This is a genomic window from Endozoicomonas montiporae CL-33 (genome assembly GCF_001583435.1).
Taxonomy (GTDB): domain Bacteria; phylum Pseudomonadota; class Gammaproteobacteria; order Pseudomonadales; family Endozoicomonadaceae; genus Endozoicomonas_A; species Endozoicomonas_A montiporae.
Genome location: NZ_CP013251.1, coordinates 616,761 through 636,744, shown reverse-complemented (window position 1 = coordinate 636,744; position 19,984 = coordinate 616,761). Strand labels below are relative to the sequence as shown.

The following is a 19,984-nucleotide window of genomic DNA, read 5'->3' as shown; positions in this document are numbered from 1 at the left end:
AAATTATGATGATCGGAACAGCACTCGCTTGATAGCATTGTCAGTACCAAAAAACTCCATAGCCGTAACAATCAAAGACACAGCAAGCACTCCACAAGCATTATAAAACAGCAGTCCGCCATCATCGCCAACCACATTACCCATTTCATCAAATTCTGGCATGGCAATGCCCAGCGGAGTAAACAGATGGAAAAAAACGGCGCCCATCATCACACCACTGGCTATAGCGGCACCATAGAGACGGGAAGATGAAAAAAACAGCATAATCGCAGCAATCAGCTCTACTGTACCGACACCATAAGCTCCATAATCTGAAAACCACTCAAAGCCGGACCAGGCACCCAGAGTGCTGAAAATATGAATGGTTTCATAGGCATCCGTAAATTTAAAAAACAGTGACTGAATAAATACAAATGCCACATAAATGCATAAAATCCATTTGACTGCATTTTTCATAGATCAATCCTCCCTTATTGATCAAGCATTTTAGGCCAGTTGGCATCGCCTTTACGGATATACCCCGGAATGTCTTCAAGCCAAGTCTTTTGAACACTGTTGTCGTAATTCAGATAGAGCTTGTCATCGACAATTTTCCAGTAATTAGGATCGCCGGGCGCTCTCTGCTTTTTGGCTGCTACTGCCCAGGCACAGAAACCGCCGTATTGAGGGCGATATTTGTCTGGATTCTTTTTGAACAGTTCCAGATTTTCAGCTGAACTGAAATACCACTCGGAATCAAGGTATTTGAATTTGAATTTGGCATCGCCTTTCACGGCTTTGCTCTGTGTGAAATAAGCCACTGTATCGTAACCGCTGACAGCTTTATTGCTAAACCAGCCTGTGTAAATTCCATTGCCAGCCAGCGCCGTCGAGCTGATAACCAGCAGCATCAACACACCAATGAATCGTGCCATAGTGTTACGCTCCCTGTAATTGTCTTATAAGTACTCAACCATACGAAATCAGGTTATTCGGTATCCGGATACCGTTTCACCAACTTTCGCTCTTGCTTCCATGCATGCAACAGCTCTTTCAGGGAAGGAGGACGAAATCCCCGACGCCTGTTCAACCATCCCAGTCGAAACAGTGTTCGGTATTGATAAAACAGAACCCGATACACTTCTTTCAACGTACTGCGACTGTCCCAGATATGGGCAGCTTCACTACTGGCGCCATTAATTTCAAGTATATAGTAGTTTTCGCCATTCATAAGAGAATTTATATCTCTAAATCGAATATCTATCCGGCCGTAGTAATACTCAGGTAACCCATCAACGACGTCATCAAAGGCTGCTTCCAGCTCTGGCGTTATAAATTCTCTGCCATCTCTGAAAATGCACCCCCGCGAGTGACTACCTGCAAACGTTAATCGAAAAGGCTGGCCTTCTGGAAGCACCTGCTCCAACAGCTGATAATGACGCTTGAAATATAAAGAGGTTAATTGCCCCGCCCTGTCATCATTCTGGATGAGTTGTCTGAGCGTATCTTTACCATTCCCAATCACATAAGGTGGGTACTTAAGAGTGATCGAAAAAATTCTGCCTTTTTGTTCACCTGGCTGACGGATATAAAAAACGCCCGCTTCCGCTTCATACGGAACCAGCTTCTGGAGTACCACTTTGCCATTAGCCGGAAACGGAGCGATATAATCTTTCAATTCCCGGGCAGAACGAACAATTCTGACACCGGCGCCCCGGCAACCAATATCCGGTTTTGCCACCAGAGGATAATTAAGTCCGACTTTTTTCATACGCTGTCGCGCCAGGAATTCAGCCTCTTCAGGTGATGTCCAGCCAGACAAAACACACCAGGGTGGTATCTTTTCTCTGGCTTTCCCTTTCGCCATGGAAAAAATGTCATTTTTGGATTCACCCACCATGCCGCTGAGATAAATGCCCGGGTTACTGTTCAGAGGCAAAGTAAAGCCCCGGTAACGAATAGCCAGCCACAACGCCTGCAAAACCACCGGCGTATAAATGACAAACCCCGGCCAGAACTCGAAAAAGGAAATAGCCCGCTTCCGTTTCTCTAACTCAGGCATTCCAGGATGGATTTCTTTGCCCCGGGCAGTTGGTTGAATAAATGCCTCAATCAGGCGATCGCTTTCAGTGATGTCCATATTTGTTCAGAAAACCTTCATCTACTTTTATTTTTTTATGCCCGAAAACGATCAGCCCGGCGAGAACGGGCATTAAAAGCCATTTCCAAAGCCCCAGATCCGACCAGAAAATGACTCCAACACTGAACAAGCCGAAAAACACGACAGCCGTCCAAAGCAGTGAAGCCAGAAAAACCAGTACTGCAAAGCGCTTGCAGGAGAGCCTGAAAAAACCACAGGCCACATAAACAGGCAGTCTTAAACCGGGAATAATACGCACGAGTAAAACCGTGGTTGTCATCTTTTGCTGCAACCAATGATGAGCGCAATGAACGGCATGAATATCCAGAAACCTTTTAAGTGCAGGTATTCTGTTTAAATATCGCCCCGACACATACAGCCCGAGATCACCGGAAAAAATCCCAAGAAACAGGACAATGAATGCCAATTGAGTACCGATCAACCCATCTGCACTCAGAAGCGCTGCAGTGAGAATAGCGGCATCCTCCAGAATATAAGTCCCAACAAGAATGAACAGTGCCAGGAGCATTGGGTTTTGTGCCACATTCGATAGTTGTTCGTAGAGAAACGACATTACAGTGCCCCGAGAGAGCCGGAATCAAGTCATTTCCCAGCTGTCAATTTTTCGCCACAGATAATCAGGTTATAACGAGGCCAACCACAGATTCAATTCGAATTGGCAAAATGTCAGATGTCTACAGATCAACCATACTGTTTTTTACAGCATATTTCTTCTCAGAAACTCTTTCTCAGGGATAAGCACCATGACAGCAAGGATTGCTCTGTTTTTATCATTCATCGGGTTCAGCAGTTCATCTCTGGCCCAGAAAATTGATGGAACCATTCCACCAAGGCTGGTCACTGACAGAATTATTGTTCAATACCACCCAGTTCCCACCTATGGCAATGCAATGGCCTTTATTAAACAAGGAGCAACTAATGGTGCTTTTGGTGTTGCAGGGGGCAAAGAGAGGGATATTCTTGATTTAGAATCCAGCGTCAAGGTGGAAGATGCTGAACTGTTGGCAAAAAGTCTGGATATTGATCCTCAAGTCGATTTTGCCGAGCCTGACTATATTATGCAGGCTATGCAGATTCCGAACGATGCGCGCTTTAATGAGCAGTGGAATTTCACAAACTCGGAGTCTGGTATCAACGCACCTGCCGCCTGGAATATTACAACCGGCAGTCCAGATATTATTGTTGGTGTTGTTGATACTGGCGTTGTCAGGCATAACGATCTGGTTACCAATATTGTGGATGGCTATGACTTTATCAGTCACCCATGGATTGCCAAAGATGGCGACGGGAGAGATAACGAGCCAAAAGACCCTGGTGATGGCATTACTCAAATCGGTGCCTGCGGGACGGTAAAGGGTGTTCCGGTTCCAAGCAAACCCATAGAGAGCAGCTGGCATGGTACCCATGTAGCAGGCACGATAGCAGCTGTTTCCAACAACAATATAGGAGTGAGTGGCGTCGCCTGGAATTCCAAAATTATGCCACTGCGGGCATTGGGCCGTTGCGGTGGATATATGTCGGATATTGTAGATGCCATGCTTTGGGCAGCAGGATTTAAAGTTTTCGGGCTGCCTTTAAACAAAAAGCCGGTAAAAATTCTCAATTTAAGCCTTGGAGGAAGCGCCAAAACCTGTCCCAAAATCTATCAAAATGCAATAGACAAACTGACTAAAGCTAACATTTCCATTGTTGTAGCAGCTGGCAATGAAAACAGAGATGCCTCAATGGCGACACCTGCCAACTGCAAGAATGTTATCACTGTTGGATCCATTGACAGGCAGGGTAACCGAAGCTGGTATTCCAATTTTGGCAGTCACGTCAATATTGCAGCTCCGGGAGGAGAAACTCTCGTTCTTTCCAATGGCATTTTATCGACATCCAACAGCGGCCAATACACTGCCAACCTTGATGATTACGAATACTATCAGGGTACCAGTATGGCCACTCCCCATGTTACAGGTGTTCTGGCACTTATGTATTCGGTCAACAAACTACTAACGGCAGTTCAGGCGGCGAAAATTATTATGGAGTCCGCTAGAGCATTCCCTTCCGGTAGTTGCAATCACAGTCTGTGTGGTTCAGGCGTTTTGGATGCTGCTGCGGCTGTGCGTGCAGCTCAGAGCAAATGACGAATGAAAATTCTTCAACTAAGTTTTATTAGAGATTAAAAAATTAATCTGAACGTTTCAGCAGTATGTTCAGGCTCAAATGATTCCATGGAGTGGAATTTTGAAGACACAACTGCTGCCCACAATTCTGGCTTCGTCACTGCTGCTTGCCATCAATGCGCAGGCTGACCATCCGGTTAAAGAACCTGACAATGATGATTTTCTGGATTTCAGCCTGGAAGAACTCATCTCGCTGGATATTCCTGACGTCACCTCTGTCTCCCGCAAAAAACAACGGCTGATGGATTCTGCTGCGGCCATTTTCGTCATTACCTCCGAAGACATTCTGCGCAGTGGCGTGACATCCATCCCAGAAGCTCTACGCATGGTACCCGGAATGCAGGTGGCACGCTTTAACGGCAACACCTGGTCGATCAGTACCCGCGGGTTCAATTACATCTTTGCCAATAAGCTGCTGGTTCTGATTGATGGCAGAACGGTTTATTCACCACTGTTCTCCGGCGTGAACTGGGATGTTCAGGACACCCTGATGGAAGACATTGACCGCATCGAGGTTATCAGGGGACCTGGCGCTGCACTCTGGGGAGCCAACGCTGTCAACGGTGTCATCAATGTGATCACTAAAAAAGCGGCTGACACTCAGGGCAACTTAGTCTCTTTGGGTGCAGGCAATGAAGAAAAAGCCTTTGGTGCTTATCGCCATGGCGGAGAGTTCGGAGAAACCGGTTACTACAAAGTGTATTTCAAAGCTTTTGAGCGGGACGGACTGGCCAAGGCAGATGGCTCCGACGCCAATGATGACTGGAAAATGAAAAGGGCTGGATTCAGGACAGAGTGGAAGCCTACTGCCGACACTGACCTTACATTCCTGGGTGATATCTACGAGGGAACCACTCGCCCTATATTAAAGATTTTCGACAAGAACGATCCATTTGCTGGCAATAATGGCATCCAAAGGTTAGAAAACACAGATCGTGACCAAAGGGGCGGTAATTTAATCGCTCATTGGAAAAAAACCATCAGTGATGCAGAAGATTACTCTTTAAGAGCTGTACTTGATGACTACCAGAACTTCGATTATCGAATTACAGAAAAAAGGCAGTCCTTTGACTTAGAGTTCCAGCACTATTTTCAGCCTTTAGAAAACCACGATCTGGTATGGGGAGCTAGCTTTCGCAGAACCTGGTATCAATTGAGCGATATGCGATACATTGAGCACAGAGATAAAGACGGTAATAAAAAAGACTCACGTCAGGATAATCTATACAGCCTGTTTGCACAGGACGACATTACTTTAAACAAGAGCTGGAATGTATCCTTTAGCGCACGCTACGAGCACAACGCCTTCACAGGTGAAGAATTTCAGCCTAATGCCAAGTTAACGTGGAAAGCAACTGAAGATAGAACATTCTGGGCTTCTGTATCCAAAGCAGTAAAAACTCCTTCAGTCAGTGAAACGGCAGTTTTTTCTGATAACATCACTTTTGCCTCCATCGGGTCACCATTCATAGTGTCTATTGCCGGAAACAGAGACCTTAACTCCGAAGAGTTGAATGCTTTTGAGTTAGGGTATCGAGAGCAGTTCGGCTCATCCTTTCGGTTAGACATCACCGGATTTTATAATCAATACGAAAACATAGTGGCGTATGTTTCTGACACAAAGTGTCCTGATGGATCAATGCCCCTAAACCCGCAAGCCTTCCCAATTTGCCTAAGCGGTAACAACTCCCTTTTACGCTTTCCCACTACCCTTGTTAACGGGCTAGACGCAACAACCTACGGCTTGGAAGTGGTTGCTGACTGGCAAGCAAAGGACTGGTGGAAACTCCAATTCACCTACGGCTGGTTGCAAGTTGATGCATCACATAATGCAAATAGTCCAGCACTTGCATCTGCTCTTCAGGCCAATGAACAACTCGTAGAAAACCTCAGTGCAAAAAATACAATGAACCTACGCTCGAGCATGAACCTGCCCAACCAATGGTACTTTGATGTCTGGGTCAGAGGTATCAGCAATTTAAAGGATGCCGATGTCTCAGGCTATACGGCTCTGGACTTACGACTTGCCAAAAAAATAAACGACAATCTGGAGTTTTCAATCGTTGCCCAAAACCTCTTTGACAAACAAAGAGCCGAATTCTCCGAAATTTTCAGCGGATTAGATGCCACCGAGATTGAAGAATCCTGGTACGCACAAGTTCGCTGGTCATTTTAAATAGGATGAAGGGGGGCTACTTCATGTCAGTTACCAAAAGCACTTCATCCAAAGCAGCAATACTGGGTTTTATCATCGCTACCTTGCTCAGCCTCCATGCTATGACGGTCAGAGCCGCCACCTCTCCGGAAGATAAAATAAAAACAGCGATCATTTATAAAATCACCAAATTCATCAGTTGGCCTAAAAGAACCCAGAACCTGACAATTTGTGTGCTGGGTGAGGGCTCGATTAATAACGAGCTTCATAAAATCAATCACAAAAACACCATGGGCAGGCGTTTGTCGGTCACTCACAGAGATGCAAATGCACCTTTCGACAAACTGTGTGATGCGTTGTTTATGCATAGTATCGACAATGCAACGGTCAAATCCGTTCTGAAACGTCTTGAAGGAAAGCCGGTGCTGACAATCAGCGATCTTAGATCTTTCACCGATTACGGCGGAATGATCGGACTGAATCGCAGTGGCAAAAAAATTAACTTTTCAATTAACAATACTTCCGCCTCCGGTGCCGATTTGAACATCAGCTCCAAATTATTAAAGCTGGCTAAAACGGTGAAATAAAACCGTGGCAAACCTTAAGTCGCAACCCGTTAAGTAACGATGATTACTTTCAGAAACCTGCCCATAAAAAAGAAGCTTCGTTACGCCATGCTGATCACGGCTTATGCCGTGCTGCTGGTAACGCTGTCCATCCAGACCGTCAGCGACCTGATCAAATCCAGGTCAGCCCTTGTCAGCAATCTGGAAGTCCTTGCTGAAGTCATTGGGTCCAACGCAGAAGCCGCGCTGGTATTTGAAGACAGGGACTCTGCAACAACTCTTTTGAAAGGTTTTGCCTCCGCCACCAATATCCAGTCAGCCTTCCTGCTCACGCCGGAAGGCAATGTTATGGCCACCTACAACCGTCATGGCGGACAGCCCTGGTCTATTACCTTTGATGATCTTGAGCGCCCTCTGACCGTTTTCAGCAACACTCGACTGCACCTCTATCGCCCTATCTATCTGGACGGGCAACTGATTGGCGCTATTTACATTCAGTCCAACCTGAACCTGCTTTACCTTCAGCTAACCCAGAATCTTCTGCTGGCTCTGATTGCAGCACTGGTTTCTGTCATCCTTGCTTCAATGCTGGCTTCAAGACTGCAGAAACTTCTGGGACGTCCCATTATCGAGTTGGCGGAAACCATCAGTTCCATGACCGCCAAGCAGCAATACGACCAGAAAGTTCACCGTTTCGATGACGACGAAATAGGTCAACTGTATGATTATTTCAACGAAATGATTATGCGCATTAAAGAACGCGACCAGCGCCTGCAACAGCAGCGGGAAACCCTGGAAGCTTCTGTTGCGGAAAGAACCCGGGAACTGCATGACGCCAACCGCGACTTGAAAGACAACATCTCGGAACTGCGTGAAGCCAAAGAAGCGGCCTTTGATGCTGCCAAGGCCAAAAGCTCTTTCCTTGCCAATATGAGTCATGAAATCAGAACACCCATGAACGGTGTGCTGGGTATGCTTGAGTTGTTAAAAGATACACGGCTTGACCGAACCCAGAGCGACTTTCTCGAAACCGCCTACAGCTCTGCAGATGCCTTGTTACAAATCATCAACGACATTCTCGACTTCTCCAAGATTGAAGCAGGAAAAATGGAGATAGAGAATATTGATACCAATATTGCTGAAATAGCAGAAGACGTCTGCGCCTTGCTGGCTGGAAAGGCAAGGGAAAAACATCTGGAAATCAGTTGTTACACTGACGTTGACTTACCCGAAGTGCTAAAAGGCGACTCCGTTCGTTTACGGCAGGTTTTGACCAATCTGGTTGGTAATGCCGTTAAATTCACTGAAGCGGGTGAGGTCGTTGTTCGCCTGAATATGATTCAGAGAACCTCTGATTTTGTCAGGGTAGAGTTTTTAGTGGAAGACACCGGCATTGGTATTGCCGAGGATGTGCTTGCCAACCTGTTCAGTGCCTTCACTCAAGCTGACGGAAGCACAACCCGTCGGTTTGGCGGTACTGGTCTTGGCCTGACCATTTCCAAACAGCTGGTAGAGCTGATGGGTGGGAATATTCAGGTCACCAGTGCAGAAGGGCTGGGTTCCACCTTCTTATTCATACTCGACATGGGTATTTCGGAGTCAGAGTCCAGATCATCCGGAAAGGTCAGTCACGCTCTTGAAGGCATTAAAACACTGATTGTGGATGACAACACCACCAACCGGGAAATTCTGCGCCATTATCTGACCGCCTGGGGTGTTGATCATTCAGAATGCGACAGTGGTGCAAAAGCTCTGGATATGATGCAGCAGGCACTCAGTAAAGGGCAGCCGTACGAGCTGGTTTTGCTTGATATGGACATGCCTCAAATGGACGGCTTAATGCTGTCCAGAGAAATAGAAAGTAATGCGGAGCTGGCAAAATCGCGCCGTATTATGTTGAGTTCTGCCGGTTTTATTACCTGGGCCAAACAACAGGAAGTCGGTATTTCGGCCTGTCTCAGTAAACCGTTCCGACAATCACGTCTGCTGGATACCGTCATGCAGGTTATGCATGAACACCATGCACGCCAGAGCGACAAGCACCCAGTACAAAGTAATCACCCATCTTTTTCCTCTACAATCAGGCTACTGCTGGTTGAAGATAATATTGTGAATCAGAAAGTGGCTGTCAGCATGTTGAAGAAGATAGGTCTGACTGAACCGGATATTGCTGCAGACGGCAAAGAAGCCGTCAGCATGTCACAAAACAAAGAGTACGATCTGATTCTTATGGATTGCCAGATGCCCGTCATGTCGGGCTACGAGGCAACGGGGCTGATTCGTAAAAGAGAGCAGTCTCATCGTCAGCCCAGAATTCCCATCATTGCCATGACAGCCAACGCCATGCAGGGCGACAGGGAAAAATGTCTGGCAGCCGGTATGGATGACTACCTGTCTAAACCCATAAAATCAGACACCATGCGAGACATGCTCTCGCACTGGTTGATGCACGACGAAAACCAGCCAGAGTCTGAACCTGAACTTCCGGTAGTGGCCAACAGCGTTCCAAACGAGGAAGGCGCTGATATTGATACGGATGAACCTCTGGTAGACATTGATACATTCAACACTCTCAAAGAGATTATGGAAGAAGCCTTCAGTAGCCTGCTGGACAGTTACTTTGAAGATGCTCCCAACCTGTTGGAAGAACTGAAACAGGCAGCCAAAGCCGCAGACCTGGAAGTGGTGATCCGCGCTGCCCATACACTAAAATCCAGCAGCGGCAATCTTGGAGCCACACAGCTTGCAGGTATCGCCAGCCAGATCGAAGTGCTTGGGAAAGAAGGAAAACTGCAGGAAGCCTGCAGGCTGATCCCAAACCTTGAACAGTCATTGGAAAAGACTCTGGTTACCTGCCGTCAATTAGCCTAAAAAGAAAACCCCGCATTAAACGGGGTTGAAGTGCACTGGATGTACTCCTTTCGGCATCCTGCCTTTTTCTTGTGCGTCCTTGCCTCTACAATCCTTGTAGATATTACTCATCCAGTTATTTAACTATAGACTCAAAGCTGATCGATCAGCCAATCCGGATCAAATCAAAATTGCTCATTGCTCAGGCCATACAACTCTTCAGCCCCGGATACAGCAGCCTTCAGCAACGCTGAACCTTTAGGTAGCTGTCGTTTATAAAAATAACGGGCTGTTGTTACTTTTGCCTGATAGAAGTCCTGATCATCAGTACCACTGTCTAACTGCGCTTTAGCCACTTCCGCCATTTGCGCCCACACCCACCCGTAAGCGACATAAGCAAACCCCTGAAGGTATTCAACGCAAGCAGCGTTAATGGTATTTGGGTCATCCGCTGTCTGCTTAAGCAGTGCTTCTGTCGCCTGCTCCAGTTCATCCAGAGCCTTGGATAATGCAGGAGCAAACTCACTATTTTCAGCATTACCAATAAATACCCGGACTTCATCGGCAAACAACCTGAAATAAGCACCTTCATTCGCCGCTATTTTTCTGCCCAGTAAATCCAACGACTGGATGCCATTAGTGCCTTCATAAATCTGCGTAATTCGTACGTCGCGAACCAGCTGTTCCTGCCCCCATTCAGCAATATAACCATGACCACCCAGTACCTGCTGACCTGCAACACAACACTCCAGCCCCATATCCGTAAAGAAGGCTTTGGCCACCGGTGTGAGTAGTGCGACCAGACCTGCCGCTTTCTGCTTCTCATACGCTTCACCGAATTTAGCCTTATCCAGCTGCTGTCCCACAAACGTTGAGAATGCCCTGCCGCCTTCGTTCAACGCTTTTATGTTCATCAGCGTTCGGCGAATATCACCATGAACCATCAACGGGTCTGCTTCCTTGTCCGGATACGCTACACCAGTAGCGGCACGTCCCTGCAAACGATCTTTGGCATACGCCAGCGCATTCTGATAGGAACGCTCGGCACTGCCCAACCCCTGAATACCGACAAACAGCCGCTCGTAATTCATCATGGTGAACATACAGTTCAAACCTTTATTCAGGTCGCCCACAAGGTAACCTTTAGCACCGTCAAAGTTCATCACACAGGTTGATGCACCTTTGATTCCCATCTTGTGCTCAATAGAGCCACAGCTGACACTGTTGGGTTCCGTAAGCGAACCATCGTCGTTCACAAGAACCTTAGGAACCAGAAACAGGGAAATACCTTTTGGACCAGCGGGGGCACCCGGTAGCTTCGCAAGCACCAGATGAACAATATTGTCAGATAAGTCATGCTCACCGCCGGTAATGAATATTTTTGTTCCGGTCAGGCTGTAACTGCCATCGTCTTCAGGAATTGCCTTGGTACGAATAATACCCAGATCTGTTCCGGAATGGGGCTCGGTCAGACACATCGTTCCCGCCCACTCTCCGGAATACATTTTGGGAAGGTATAACGATTTAATGGCTTCAGAAGCATGGGCATCAATAGCCAGAGCGGCACCGGACGTGAGGCTCGGGTAAAGCATCAGAGCCAGATTGGCACCACAGCTCATTTCATCGAACTGAGCGCCCAGCGACTTGGGCATGCCCATGCCGCCGTATTCAGGATTACCACTCAGACCGGTCCAGCCACCTTCGGAATACAACTGATAGGCTTCTTTAAAACCGGAAGGTGTAGAGACCTTGCCATCCTGCCAGTGGCAGCCTTGTTCGTCACCGGTTCGATAGAGAGGAGAAAGCGTTTTCGACACCAGCTTGGCGCCTTCTTCCAGAATGGCATCTGCCGTTTCCTGATCCACCAGTTCACTGAGTGATTCCCAACGAGCCCAGTCATCAGCGACATTAAACACTTCATACAAGACAAAACGCATATCACGCAGGGGAGCCTGATAATCAATCATAGCGACGGTACTCTGATTTTTGTTATAGGGTTTATTGTTATTGAGTTGTGTATAAGAGCCTGACCCGTTTTCAGACTCTGTTTATACGTTTACCGACCGCTATTCTACCTGAGGTTTTTCTATGAAAACCACGAAAATTCATGCAAATTTCTGCGAAAATCAGAATCGATAATAAAACCCTGCGGTTAAGACGACACCTGCCCATGAAAACTGGACACCAAAGTTTTTATATTCGACATCAAGCAGAGCCTGGAAAAGAGGAAACCAGCGGGAGTTACCCAGTTTCAGGTAACGTTTATAGCCATACATCATGCCTGCGCGATAACCCGCTTCCACCTCGATTTCACCGTATTTTTGCTGAAACAGAGTCCGCTGCCAGCCACCAGACCAGACACGATCACGGTGGGTATTGATAAACGTTCCGCCGTAATAACCTTTGTAAGTGGCACCGATCAGCTGATTATTGCTTTCCTGATCATCACCGGATTCCAGATGCAGGGTCCACATACCGAGATACAGCTTATCTCTGAAAGGACGCCCCCAAAGCTGTTTCATCCAGCCTTTTTCTTGATCAAAACTGTTATAGGGTAACGACAGATCGAGTGTCGTTTTGGAGTCCACCGGTTTTTCTGACAGATCAGGAAGCTCGCTGGTAACGCCTTCAGTCTCCTGCAGCTCATCCGATAAAACACTTTCTGGCATAACGAAAGGAGTGGCCAGAACAAAAACCACTATTATTTTTTTTAACTGGGTTAAATAGCTCATAGTCTGCCTGATACAGCCAAAGCAGCTGATATGACTCCGGGAAATTTAGAAAATCGTTTTTGGAATGATATTGTATAGACCAACGCTTAGAGTTGTGCAAAAAAGCACCAATACAGATAAGATAAAAAATCAGGTCAACTTGAGCTAGAGTTAGTAAGTACGCAGGTTAAAGGACTGGCTATGCGTTATTTTTTTTCGCTTATAAAAGCAATGTTACACATCAACCTTGGGCAAACACTGAAGGCTAACGAACTTCCCGATCCCGGGCATTTCTCCCGCCGCCGTCTGACACGGCAATACAAGGCCAAAAAAGCGCTGGTTCGTAATGTATGGATTGCAGCCTGCTCTTTGATGCTGATTAATCCAGTGCTTCCAGTAGCGCTCATTATTGCCCTGCCGACAACATTGCTGAGCTTTATGATTCTTGACGAGACATCATAAGCACACGATCAGAAATGCTTCATAAAAAAGGCCACTCTACAGTGGCCTTTCATTCAAACAACGCCCAAGATCAGGCTTCTCCGAAGTCCTCTTCCGCAATACTCAGAAGATTATCGACACCCGACTCAATGGCCGCCTTGTGCATCAGGGTTCTGGGTAACAATCTCTGATAGTAGAACTGTGCGGTCTGAATCTTGGCCTTGTAAAAGCCTTCTTCAGTCGAGCCAGCAGCCAGTGCTTCCTGAGCCGTTTTTGCCATTTCTGCCCAGAAGTAAGCCAGACAGACATAACCGGAATACATCAGAAAATCGACCGACGCAGCACCCACCTCATCCTTGTTCTGCATGGCCTTCATACCAATCTGCATGGTCATTTCGCCCCACTCTTTATTGAGGGCAGCCAGAGGCTCGATAAACTCTTTCAGCGATTCATTATCAGCCTGATCTTTGCAGAAACGATGAACGACTTTGGTGAAAGTTCGCATGGACTCGCCCTGAGTCAGCAGAATTTTGCGACCCAGCAGATCCAGAGCCTGAATACCGGTCGTTCCTTCATAAAGCATGGAGATACGGGCGTCACGAACATTCTGTTCCATGCCCCATTCAGCAATGTAACCGTGTCCGCCGTAACACTGCAGACCAAGGTTAGCCGCTTCGAAACCGGTCTCTGTCACAAAAGCCTTCAGGATAGGCGTCAGAAAACCCATGGTCAGATCAGCCTGACTGCGAACACTTTCATCCGGATGGTGCATCAGGTCTGCCAGCTTGGCTGTGTAGTAAGCCAGAGCCCGGTTGCCTTCAGTAAAGGCTTTAATAGTAAGCAGCATCCTTCTGACATCAGGGTGGACAATAATCGGATCAGCCGGGCCATCCGGATTTTTAACACCACTCAATGAACGCATCTGCAAACGCTCGCGGGCATAACTCAATGCGCCCTGCATAGCCACTTCCGAATGCGCCAGCCCCTGCAAACCCGTGCCCAGACGTGCAAAGTTCATGAAGGTGAACATGCAGTTCAGGCCTTTATTCTCTGGACCGATCAAAAAGCCGGTTGCCTCGTCAAAATTCATGACACAGGTTGCATTCGCGTGGATACCCATTTTGTGTTCGATGGAGCCACAGCTGACACCGTTGCTTTCCCCAATGCTCTGAGGCAGGTACTTGGGCACAATAAACAACGAGATACCCTTGGTACCTTCCGGAGCATCTGGCAGGCGGGCAAGAACAATATGAACGATATTTTCCGCCATATCGTGCTCACCGGCAGAGATGAATATTTTGGTACCGGTAATGCGGTAAGAACCGTCGTCATTAGGCTCAGCCTTGGTGCGAAGCATGCCAAGGTCAGTACCACAGTGGGATTCGGTCAGGCACATGGTTCCCGTCCACTCACCGGTCACCAGCTTGGTAAGGTAGGTTTCTTTCTGTTCTTCCGTGCCATGGGCTTCAATGGTGCTCATCGCCCCGTGGCTCAGCCCCGGATACATGCCCCAGGACCAGTTTGACTGCCCGACCATCTCGCTGATGGAGAGTCCCAGTGAGTGAGGCAAGCCTTGTCCGCCATAGGCTTCATCACTGGCAAGGGAAGGCCAGCCACCTTCAACATATTGCTGATAAGCCTCTTTGAATCCTGCCGGGGTTTTTACTCCGTGTTCACTCCAGGTACACCCCTCCTGATCACCTGATTGATTGAGGGGAGATAATACCTGCTCACAGAATTTAGCCCCTTCCTGCAAAATGGCATCCACCATATCAGGCGTAGCTTCTTCTGCACCCGGCAGACTGGCGTAGTGTTCAGGGTATGACAGCAACTCGTTCCTTACGAAACGAATATCTCTCAGAGGTGCCTTATATTCCGGCATTGCGACTACCTCACTTGTTCTTTTATTTATATAGGTTTAGTTTAGCAGCAATTCAAACAGTTGTTTTAAACTTACGTATGAACGAATTCAATGTCAACTGCTGTGAACAGCTGTGAAGATGCAACATCTTCAAAAGAGCGGCTGAAAGATGGAAATCAGATGGGCTTTTACTGAAGAAAGAAAGATCTTCTAAAAGACCTTTCTTTGGAGGAAGGCAGGATAGCTATCAATTATTTCAGCAGAGGCTGAATATCCAGATGCCCGGCAACAGAACCGTTATCCAGAGAATCAAGCCATGGAATAACCCCGAGGCAAGGCGCAGGAATGCTGTCTTTCAAGGTCTGAACGTTTTCTTCAAAATGATTCATATCCGGATCAATACGGTTTGCCACCCAGCCTGCCAGCGTTAAACCATCTCGCAGAATGGATTCAACACTGAGTAAAGCGTGGCTCAGGCAGCCCAGTTTCATGCCTACGACCAGTATCACCGGCGTATTCATTTCAACGGCCAGTTCAGACAGCATTTCACGGTTATTCAGTGGTACTCGCCAACCACCCGCACCTTCAATCAATGACAGGTCATGCTGTCGCATCAGGGCTCCACGACAAATACCCGAGAGCCGGTCAACGGTAATACGACGGCCTTCTTCTTCTGCGGCAATATGAGGCGCAATAGGCGGCTCAAATGCAACAGGGTTAACCTGGGCATAAGGCAACTTAATGGTCATGGCTTCCATCAGTTTTACGGCATCACCATTACGCAACCCTTCCGGTGTGGATTCACAACCCGCCGAGATGGGCTTCAGGGCAATGGTTTGCAACTGTTTCTGACGGGCTGCTTCCAGCAGGCCACAGGAAACCACCGTTTTACCTGCATCGGTATCGGTTCCGGTAACAAAATAGGTGTTAGCCATCAGTGTGTATACTCCGGCTTATCTGCCTGATTATAGTTTCAGTTAACGTTGAGGTTTACGGAGTATGCCGTAAATGACTTCATAGGATAGAGGCAATCCTTTATCGGTGCGGAACATTTCATAAGCCTGCTGAAACTTGAAGATTCGCTGGCGGGACATCAGTCCATTCTGACGCGACGGCACCGTGTTTACCCCAAGCGCTTTCATATCCCTGAGTAGCTGCATGGCAGTAAGGTAGAAAACGGTCTCGGTCTGCAGCTTAAAAGAGTGCAACTGAAAACCAGATTGTTGAACGCAGTGCTTTTGCGTGCTGAAGGCATCAAAAGTATTCACATGCACATGACGGTCAACGCTGCTCCATGCCTGTTTCAGCTCATGCATAGTCCCGGCAGCCAGTGTTGAGAAGACAAATACACCACCGGGTTTTAATACGTCATAAACTTCTTCGAGCACCCTGCTCAGGTCGCACCACTGAATGGCAAGACTGGAAAACACCACATCCAGCGCATTGCTTTTAAACGGCAAGTGTTCGATATCACCAGAACACCAGTTCAGCTCCGGATAACTGGATCGGGCATGAGAAGCCATACCTATCGCAAGATCCATTCCCAGAACCGTTGCCTGCGGGTAATGCTCTGCCAGCAGTGTTGTCTGGCTACCGGTGCCAGACCCTAGATCCAACACACAATCAGGTAACCAGTCTGCAGGCAACCCAAGCATGGCTCTGGCAGCCACACGATCCTGAAGGACTGCCGCATAATCATAGGTTTTGGCAGCGCGGCTGAAGTTGACGGCAATGCGTCGTTTATCTGCACGAGCTGGCCGACACACCCCGGCAACGGATGACGTTACCCTCTGGTGCATAAACGGGTCACCAGTTCTGCTACCTGACGGGTAATGCCGGTTTCATTATCAAGAAAGAACGTGTGCCCGCCATTGAACACATTCACCGCATGGGCAGGAAATTCCTGTTCAATGCGCTGGGCAACGTCAGCAGGCACCAGTGCATCCTGACGACCAAAGCAGTGAATGACCGGACAACGCAAATCAGCAAACTGGGAACGCACATTACTCTCGCCAAGCAATTTCAACATGCCCAACAAAATAGCAGGTTCCAGATCAACATCCTCAGTCAACGTTGCCAGTTCACGCATCAATGCTTTCTGATTACTGTTGCCCATGGAACACAGCATTGAAAACTGCTGAATGGTCGCTTTCGGGTCTTCTTCCATACCCGCATAAAAGCTTGAGAAGGTGGCGGGCAGCATCGCCTGAGGCCAGTCGTCATTTCGAACAAAACATGGATTTGTGCCCAGGGTCACCACACCAGCTACCTTGTCAGGGTTCTGACTGGCATAGAGTGCCGCCAGCGTTCCACCCAGCGACCAGCCAACCAGTACCACCGGCGTTTCCAGCAGGTGCAGATCAAGATAACCCATTAACTCCTGCCAGCCATAGCGGGCACCGGGTTCTTCCACCAGCCCCGGTAACTGAACCACGCAGGCACGGCCATCGCCATCCAGCTCCTGTGCCAGTGGTTCCAGCACGGTTGCCGGCATGCCCCAGCCACTGATTAATACGATGGGCAGACTCATGCCACTTCCTCCTGCAACGGACTTACCGTGCGCTCAAGTGCACTCAGTAACTGATCCACATGCTCGCGGCTGTGGGCAGCACTGAAAGTAATACGGAGCCTCGACGTTCCTTCAGGAACGGTAGGCGGTCGGATGGCAGTCACCAGAATACCCTGTTCAGCCAGTGCATTACTCATCGCCAACGCACTGCTGGCACTGCCGACCATTACCGGCTGAATCGGTGAAGCCGATTCCATCAGCTGCAACCCCAGTTGTTCACAACCCTGGCGAAAATACTGAACCAGCACCTGTAAATGGTCACGTCGCCAGGTTTCTTCACGCAGCAGTTTCAGACTGGTTCGGGTGGCAGCCGCTACCGCCGGCGGCATGGAGGTGGTGTAAATATAGGTACGGGAAAACTGAATAAGTGTTTCAATTAACGCTTCACTACCCGCTACAAACGCACCAGCCGTACCAAAGGCCTTGCCCAGTGTACCAACCAGCACCGGCAAGTCATCCTGAGATAGATCAAAGTATTCTGCAACTCCCCCGCCCATCTTGCCCAAACAGCCAAAACCGTGGGCATCGTCAACCATTAACCAGGCGTTTTGCTGTTTTGCCAGCTCTGCCAGCTCCGGCAAGGGCGCCACATCACCGTCCATGCTGAACACTCCATCGGTCACAATCAACTTGCGACGGGCATCAGAACGCTCCAGTCGGGTGGTCAGATTGTCCACATCATTGTGCAAATAACGCTGAAAACGGGCGCCCGACAAAAGACCGGCATCCAGAAGCGAGGCATGATTCAGGCGATCCTGAAACACAGCGTCCTGCTTATTTAGCAGAGCAGAGATCACACCGAGGTTGGCCATATAGCCGTTAGAGAACAGCAGTACCCGGTCTCTTCCGGTGAATTCAGCCAGCTCTTCTTCCAGTTGATGATGAGCTCTACTATGACCCACCACAAGGTGGGAAGCCCCGCCGCCGACACCATAGTCAGCTGTCGCCTTTTTCAGGCGGGCAACCACTTCAGGATGGTTGGCTAACCCGAGGTAATCATTATTACAAAACGCCAGATACGGTTTTCCATCAATGACCACCTCGGGTCCTTGAGCCGTCTCCAGCGTTTTACGAGACCGATACAGGTTAGCTTCCCTGCGCGACTGCAAATCCTGCTGCAGCTCTTTATCCATCCAGCTATTCATAGAGCTATCCATAGAGCGATCCATCGACTAATCCGTATCCATTCACTCAGGAAGCTTTCATCGCATCGTAATAATGGTCGTTATCCTGCTCACGCAGAGGGCAGCTTCGGGCAAAGGCTTCAGCATCCTGCTCGGTTCGATCGTCCATGTTGATGCCGAGTTTATCAAACAGCTGTCGGTCACGGCTTTCTTTCGGGTTGGGTGTGGTCAGCAGCTTATCGCCGAGGAAAATAGAGTTGGCTCCGGCCAGAAATGCCAGCGCCTGCAACTCGTCACTCATGTTTTCACGACCGGCAGAAAGTCGAACACTGGATGCTGGCATCATAATTTTGGCCACCGCAATCATGCGCACAAATTCGATACCATCCACGGTTTCAACGTCTTCCAACGGTGTTCCTTCTACCCGCACCAGCATATTCACAGGCACACTTTCAGGGTGTTTAGGAAGATTGGCCAGAGCCACCAGCATGCCAGCACGGTCACGCTCGGTTTCACCCAGCCCCACAATGCCGCCACTGCAAATGTTCATACCGGCATCTCGCACATGCTGCAGAGTATCCAGGCGATCAGAGAAGGTGCGAGTGGTGATGATGCTGCCGTAAAATTCGGGCGATGTGTCCAGGTTATGGTTGTAATAATCCAACCCGGCTTCTGCCAGACGGCTCGCCTGATCGGCATTGAGCATACCCAGCGTCATGCAGGTTTCCAGACCCATTTCCTTCACGCCTTTCACCATTTCCATGATGTAAGGCAGGTCTTTTTCCGGCGGGTTTTTCCACGCTGCACCCATACAGAAACGAGTCGCACCCGATACTTTTGCGGCACGCGCCTCTTCCAGCACCTTGCGCACTTCCATCAACTTTTCTTTACTGAGTCCGGTGTTGTAGTGACCACTCTGGGGACAATACTTGCAATCCTCAGGGCAGGCACCGGTTTTGATCGACAACAACGTACTGACCTGCACCTGATTCGGGTTGAAGTGTTCACGATGAGTCTGCTGAGCCTGAAAAATCAGATCATTAAAAGGCTGCTGAAACAACGCCTCAACTTCTTCGACCGTCCAGTCATGGCGAAGGGTTGTACCAGAGTGAGTGGTGCCTACAGGTGCAGTCATGTTGTTCAATTTTTCCCCGGAGCGCCCGTGGCAGTAACGCTGAGCACAGCCATTAATATTGATTATTGAGATTAAAACATGGCTGATAATAATGAATTGAAATCTAACGTCAATCGTTAATCCATAAGAATGTTTACAATCGAACAAATATTAAACAATACGCTACAAATAAGCTGCCTGTTGTGTCGAGGAGCCACGTCGTTCAGGCAACCCCTCTGTGAATTGTGTTTGAATGCCTGCCCCGATAATCAGCAAGCCTGCCAG

17 protein-coding genes are annotated in these 19,984 nt (G+C 48.4%); 5 read left to right on the top strand and 12 right to left on the bottom strand.

Annotation, left to right across the window (positions count from 1 at the left end; translation table 11 throughout):
* Window positions 1–3: 3 nt before the first annotated feature.
* From EZMO1_RS02815 to EZMO1_RS02800, 4 genes are read right to left on the bottom strand one after another with little or no spacing between them, the layout of a single operon-like run.
* Window positions 4–456, bottom strand: a complete 453-nt coding sequence (locus EZMO1_RS02815) for a MauE/DoxX family redox-associated membrane protein (RefSeq protein ID WP_034878018.1) — start codon at window positions 454–456, stop codon at window positions 4–6.
* Between the two features lie 14 nt (window positions 457–470).
* Window positions 471–914: a YHS domain-containing (seleno)protein gene (locus EZMO1_RS02810; protein ID WP_034878017.1), complete on the bottom strand. Its 444-nt coding sequence runs from the start codon at window positions 912–914 to the stop codon at window positions 471–473.
* Between the two features lie 53 nt (window positions 915–967).
* Window positions 968–2,119 (bottom strand): ATP-grasp domain-containing protein, encoded by a 1,152-nt coding sequence (locus EZMO1_RS02805; protein WP_034878016.1) that lies wholly within the window; start codon window positions 2,117–2,119, stop codon window positions 968–970.
* On the bottom strand, window positions 2,106–2,693 hold the full coding sequence (locus EZMO1_RS02800; RefSeq protein ID WP_082212282.1) for a VTT domain-containing protein: 588 nt from the start codon (window positions 2,691–2,693) through the stop codon (window positions 2,106–2,108). The genes EZMO1_RS02805 and EZMO1_RS02800 overlap by 14 nt, the downstream gene beginning before the upstream one ends.
* 190 nt (window positions 2,694–2,883) lie before the next feature.
* Here EZMO1_RS02800 and EZMO1_RS02795 point away from each other — a divergent pair, with 190 nt between their 5' ends.
* From EZMO1_RS02795 to EZMO1_RS02780, 4 genes are all read left to right on the top strand, one after another.
* The gene (locus EZMO1_RS02795) at window positions 2,884–4,269 is read left to right on the top strand and encodes a S8 family peptidase (RefSeq protein ID WP_051790429.1); all 1,386 of its coding nucleotides are present in this window, start codon (window positions 2,884–2,886) and stop codon (window positions 4,267–4,269) included.
* A gap of 100 nt (window positions 4,270–4,369) precedes the next feature.
* Window positions 4,370–6,484 carry a TonB-dependent receptor plug domain-containing protein gene (locus EZMO1_RS02790; RefSeq protein ID WP_236632067.1) on the top strand — a complete coding sequence of 705 codons (2,115 nt, stop codon included), beginning with the start codon at window positions 4,370–4,372 and terminating at the stop codon, window positions 6,482–6,484.
* Window positions 6,485–6,507: 23 nt separating this feature from the next.
* Window positions 6,508–7,050, top strand: a complete 543-nt coding sequence (locus EZMO1_RS02785; protein WP_160174099.1) for a YfiR family protein — start codon at window positions 6,508–6,510, stop codon at window positions 7,048–7,050.
* Window positions 7,051–7,089: 39 nt separating this feature from the next.
* On the top strand, window positions 7,090–9,900 hold the full coding sequence (locus tag EZMO1_RS02780) for a response regulator (RefSeq protein WP_051790427.1): 2,811 nt from the start codon (window positions 7,090–7,092) through the stop codon (window positions 9,898–9,900).
* Between the two features lie 164 nt (window positions 9,901–10,064).
* On the opposite strand, the gene EZMO1_RS02775 is transcribed toward EZMO1_RS02780, so the two are convergent.
* Both EZMO1_RS02775 and EZMO1_RS02770 read right to left on the bottom strand, forming a co-directional pair.
* Window positions 10,065–11,846, bottom strand: a complete 1,782-nt coding sequence (locus EZMO1_RS02775) for an acyl-CoA dehydrogenase C-terminal domain-containing protein (RefSeq protein WP_034878014.1) — start codon at window positions 11,844–11,846, stop codon at window positions 10,065–10,067.
* A 159-nt stretch (window positions 11,847–12,005) separates the two neighbouring features.
* The gene (locus tag EZMO1_RS02770; RefSeq protein WP_034878013.1) at window positions 12,006–12,611 is read right to left on the bottom strand and encodes a hypothetical protein; all 606 of its coding nucleotides are present in this window, start codon (window positions 12,609–12,611) and stop codon (window positions 12,006–12,008) included.
* Between the two features lie 180 nt (window positions 12,612–12,791).
* Between EZMO1_RS02770 and EZMO1_RS02765 the strand changes: the two genes are divergently transcribed.
* Window positions 12,792–13,052 carry a hypothetical protein gene (locus EZMO1_RS02765; RefSeq protein WP_034878012.1) on the top strand — a complete coding sequence of 87 codons (261 nt, stop codon included), beginning with the start codon at window positions 12,792–12,794 and terminating at the stop codon, window positions 13,050–13,052.
* Window positions 13,053–13,122: 70 nt separating this feature from the next.
* On the opposite strand, the gene EZMO1_RS02760 is transcribed toward EZMO1_RS02765, so the two are convergent.
* From EZMO1_RS02760 to bioB, 6 genes are all read right to left on the bottom strand, one after another.
* Entirely contained in the window at window positions 13,123–14,913 is a 1,791-nt protein-coding gene (locus EZMO1_RS02760; RefSeq protein ID WP_034878011.1) for an acyl-CoA dehydrogenase C-terminal domain-containing protein, read from the bottom strand.
* Between the two features lie 230 nt (window positions 14,914–15,143).
* The gene (gene bioD / locus EZMO1_RS02755) at window positions 15,144–15,827 is read right to left on the bottom strand and encodes a dethiobiotin synthase (RefSeq protein WP_034878010.1); all 684 of its coding nucleotides are present in this window, start codon (window positions 15,825–15,827) and stop codon (window positions 15,144–15,146) included.
* Window positions 15,828–15,869: 42 nt separating this feature from the next.
* Window positions 15,870–16,691, bottom strand: coding sequence for a malonyl-ACP O-methyltransferase BioC (gene bioC, locus EZMO1_RS02750; RefSeq protein ID WP_051790426.1), 822 nt, complete (start codon window positions 16,689–16,691; stop codon window positions 15,870–15,872).
* The gene (locus EZMO1_RS02745; protein WP_034878009.1) at window positions 16,676–17,422 is read right to left on the bottom strand and encodes an alpha/beta fold hydrolase; all 747 of its coding nucleotides are present in this window, start codon (window positions 17,420–17,422) and stop codon (window positions 16,676–16,678) included. Before EZMO1_RS02745 ends, bioC begins: the two co-directional genes overlap by 16 nt.
* Window positions 17,419–18,630 carry an 8-amino-7-oxononanoate synthase gene (gene bioF / locus EZMO1_RS02740; protein ID WP_420809915.1) on the bottom strand — a complete coding sequence of 404 codons (1,212 nt, stop codon included), beginning with the start codon at window positions 18,628–18,630 and terminating at the stop codon, window positions 17,419–17,421. The genes EZMO1_RS02745 and bioF overlap by 4 nt, the downstream gene beginning before the upstream one ends.
* A gap of 22 nt (window positions 18,631–18,652) precedes the next feature.
* Window positions 18,653–19,720, bottom strand: coding sequence for a biotin synthase BioB (gene bioB, locus EZMO1_RS02735; protein WP_034878008.1), 1,068 nt, complete (start codon window positions 19,718–19,720; stop codon window positions 18,653–18,655).
* Window positions 19,721–19,984: the final 264 nt, after the last annotated feature.

What these genes read in the sequence shown, in the direction of transcription:
- EZMO1_RS02810 (WP_034878017.1), bottom strand. Translation starts at nt 914, where the DNA reads ATGGCACGATTCATTGGTGTGTTGATGCTGCTGGTTATCAGCTCGACG.
- bioD (WP_034878010.1), bottom strand. Translation starts at nt 15,827, where the DNA reads ATGGCTAACACCTATTTTGTTACCGGAACCGATACCGATGCAGGTAAA.
- EZMO1_RS02815 (WP_034878018.1), bottom strand. Translation starts at nt 456, where the DNA reads ATGAAAAATGCAGTCAAATGGATTTTATGCATTTATGTGGCATTTGTA.
- bioB (WP_034878008.1), bottom strand. Translation starts at nt 19,720, where the DNA reads ATGACTGCACCTGTAGGCACCACTCACTCTGGTACAACCCTTCGCCAT.
- bioC (WP_051790426.1), bottom strand. Translation starts at nt 16,691, where the DNA reads ATGCACCAGAGGGTAACGTCATCCGTTGCCGGGGTGTGTCGGCCAGCT.
- EZMO1_RS02765 (WP_034878012.1), top strand. Translation starts at nt 12,792, where the DNA reads ATGCGTTATTTTTTTTCGCTTATAAAAGCAATGTTACACATCAACCTT.
- EZMO1_RS02780 (WP_051790427.1), top strand. Translation starts at nt 7,090, where the DNA reads ATGATTACTTTCAGAAACCTGCCCATAAAAAAGAAGCTTCGTTACGCC.
- bioF (WP_420809915.1), bottom strand. Translation starts at nt 18,630, where the DNA reads ATGGATCGCTCTATGGATAGCTCTATGAATAGCTGGATGGATAAAGAG.
- EZMO1_RS02800 (WP_082212282.1), bottom strand. Translation starts at nt 2,693, where the DNA reads ATGTCGTTTCTCTACGAACAACTATCGAATGTGGCACAAAACCCAATG.
- EZMO1_RS02785 (WP_160174099.1), top strand. Translation starts at nt 6,508, where the DNA reads ATGTCAGTTACCAAAAGCACTTCATCCAAAGCAGCAATACTGGGTTTT.
- EZMO1_RS02795 (WP_051790429.1), top strand. Translation starts at nt 2,884, where the DNA reads ATGACAGCAAGGATTGCTCTGTTTTTATCATTCATCGGGTTCAGCAGT.
- EZMO1_RS02770 (WP_034878013.1), bottom strand. Translation starts at nt 12,611, where the DNA reads ATGAGCTATTTAACCCAGTTAAAAAAAATAATAGTGGTTTTTGTTCTG.
- EZMO1_RS02805 (WP_034878016.1), bottom strand. Translation starts at nt 2,119, where the DNA reads ATGGACATCACTGAAAGCGATCGCCTGATTGAGGCATTTATTCAACCA.
- EZMO1_RS02775 (WP_034878014.1), bottom strand. Translation starts at nt 11,846, where the DNA reads ATGATTGATTATCAGGCTCCCCTGCGTGATATGCGTTTTGTCTTGTAT.
- EZMO1_RS02745 (WP_034878009.1), bottom strand. Translation starts at nt 17,422, where the DNA reads ATGAGTCTGCCCATCGTATTAATCAGTGGCTGGGGCATGCCGGCAACC.
- EZMO1_RS02760 (WP_034878011.1), bottom strand. Translation starts at nt 14,913, where the DNA reads ATGCCGGAATATAAGGCACCTCTGAGAGATATTCGTTTCGTAAGGAAC.